Here is a 2,368-nt window from a genome sequence, read left to right on the forward strand (position 1 = left end):
ATTGCTGGAAAATGGCGTGCCGGACGACAGGCGCTTCCACGAACATGCCGGCGGCCTGATCGAACGCGCATCGAGACGCTTCGGCAACGTGCGTGTCTTTACTGAACTTCCGGGGATATTGTGGGAATCGGGAAACCGCCTGGCCTCGGTGCGCCTCGAAGCATTATGGAACACCCTGAGGACACACCTGCCTTTTGCCTTGCTGTGCAGTTACCGCGTGGACGGAGAAGACCCTCATCCCAGGCAGGTGTGCGGCGCGCATTCCCATTTGCTTCCCATGGGCTGACATACACACATGCATAGTTCCCCAGCCGACGGCTCCGCTTCCCATGGATCCACGCTGCGCGTCCTTGTCGTGGAGGACAACCGCGACCTGGCCAAGCTTTTCTGCGACCTGCTCGAAGTCATGGGCTGTACTACCGAAGCGGTATTCACTGCCCGCACGGCGCTCGACAGCATGCGCGGACTGGCGCCCGACCTCGTGTTCTGCGACCTGCGCCTTCCCGGCGGCAGGAGCGGCTTCGACCTTGCCGCGGACATGCGTGCCGACCCGGCGCTGGCCGGCATTCGCATGATCGCGGTCAGCGGCTATGCGGACCAGGTCGAGCGCGAAAGGGCGCTGGATGCCGGGTTCGAGCGCGTGTTTGAGAAGCCGGTGAAGTTTGCGCAAATGATGGAAGTGCTGAAGGATCTCAGGGGTTCCGGCTGAACGTGTGTCCGGTGGCGTCAATTGCAAGGTAAGCCATGCCAGAATGGTCGAGGAAGTCGATGGCGGCGTCCTGGCTGAGCATGGCGATGGTCGAGCCGCTGCCTGCTGCCACCGCCAGTGGTCCCAGTACACTGACCGAGCGCCACGCCGTCACTGGTTGCCCGGTACGCGGATCGAGGATGTGGCAATAGCGCCGTCCGTCGCGTTCAAAGTAGCGCTCGTAATCGCCGCTGGTGGCGAGTCCGCCGTGCGTGACCGGGATGCTTGCCACGCACGACTGCGGCTGCCTCGGGTCCTGGATGCCGATCATCCACGGCTCCCCGCCGGGCTGGGGGCCGATCACATGGAAGTCGCCGCCGAGGTTGACATAGCCATGGCGCACGCCGCGCGCCCGCAGGATGGAGGCGGCGCGGTCCGCCGCATATTCCTTGCCGAAGCCGCCGAAGTCGATTTCCATGCCGGGTTGCGGCAAGCGGATGCGGTTGCCCTCGCGTGTCACACGGCCCCATCCGATGAGGGGAAGGAGTGCGGCCAGTTCCTCTTCCGAGGGGACAACGCCTTGCCTGAAATCCCATGCCCGGCGCAGGACGCCTGAGGTGATGTCGAACAGTCCGCCGCTGGCATCGAACAGCGTGCCGGCGAAGTCGAGCAGGGCGCCGGTTTCCCCATCATGTTCTACCCAATCCATGCCGGCGGCGGAATTGATGCGCGACACCACGCTGTCTGCACGGTAGCGCGAATACTTTGCCTCGATGCGCCTGACTTCATCGATTGCCTGCCTGGCAATTGCATGGGCGGCATCTTCGCCGGTCGCTTCCATCCGGATTTCGCAATGGCTCGCCATCGCATCGAATGCCACTCGGAACAGCGGTGCGCCGTCGCTTACCATCGCTTGGTAATGCCAACCTGGATGCTGCGGGCGGTGAGCGGATCGAGGCCCGGGCTGCCGCTGCCGAAAAGCCGCCATGCGCCGCGCTGGCGATAGCCTTCCAGCTTGACGTCCACCGTCACGTCGGGACTGAACTGCTTTTCGAGCTTGAGGCCGAGTGTCCGCGCGCCGAACGCCGACAGCCTCTGGTCGGGCGATATGAAGGCACCGGAGAGGAAGGTGTAGCCCGCCGGGAAGGGCGCGCCGAAGCGCGTGTCATAGACCGGATTGAAATAGAAATCGGCGGCGCCCTGGCTGTGGATGCGGACGGAAGGCGTCAGTGTCCATCCCTGTGCGAAACGCTGCACCACATCCAGCCCGAACGTGTGCGCGCGAATGCCGAAGGTATCCGTGTAATAGCGATAGCTCGCGCGGGCCGTGGTGCGGGATGCATCGAAGTGGTGGTTCCAGCGCAGCAGCAGCGTGCGCTGGTCGCGTTCGCGGGGACGGTTGTCGACCAGCTTGTAGGGATCCGAAAAATAGCCGCGTCCGCGCGCCAGCGTCAGGTTGGCCTGCACGATGTCGCGCATGCCGAGCACCTGCGTGACGCCGAGCAGCAGGTCGGCGGTGTGCTTTCGCTCGCCCTCCACGACCAGGGTGGTGGGATTGATTTCATCGCGCGCGGCGCCGGCGCCGAAGGTCCATGTGGTATTGCGGTCGTCGCTGGATACGCTGGCCTGCAGCGAGACGGCCAGCGAACGGTAGTCGTGTTCATTGGAAAAGGCGAGCCC

The 2,368-nt window shown here is 64.3% G+C and carries 3 protein-coding genes and 1 pseudogene; 2 read left to right on the forward strand and 2 right to left on the reverse strand.

What is annotated here, in order from left to right:
- Positions 1 to 286, forward strand: a pseudogene (locus AYR66_RS29270) (hypothetical protein); the annotation flags it as partial.
- Between the two features lie 9 nt (positions 287 to 295).
- The gene (locus tag AYR66_RS03265) at positions 296 to 709 is read left to right on the forward strand and encodes a response regulator (RefSeq protein WP_088706332.1); all 414 of its coding nucleotides are present in this window, start codon (positions 296 to 298) and stop codon (positions 707 to 709) included.
- Here AYR66_RS03265 and AYR66_RS03270 read toward each other — a convergent pair.
- On the reverse strand, positions 693 to 1,598 hold the full coding sequence (locus AYR66_RS03270) for an FAD:protein FMN transferase (protein ID WP_088706333.1): 906 nt from the start codon (positions 1,596 to 1,598) through the stop codon (positions 693 to 695). The two genes, AYR66_RS03265 and AYR66_RS03270, sit on opposite strands and share 17 nt — an antisense overlap.
- Positions 1,592 to 2,368 (reverse strand): DUF3570 domain-containing protein (locus tag AYR66_RS03275; RefSeq protein ID WP_234814703.1); only part of this gene is annotated, 777 nt, incomplete at its 5' end. The genes AYR66_RS03270 and AYR66_RS03275, both read right to left, overlap by 7 nt.

The organism is Noviherbaspirillum denitrificans (genome assembly GCF_002211445.1).
In the GTDB taxonomy this organism is placed as follows: Bacteria; Pseudomonadota; Gammaproteobacteria; order Burkholderiales; family Burkholderiaceae_D; genus Noviherbaspirillum; species Noviherbaspirillum denitrificans.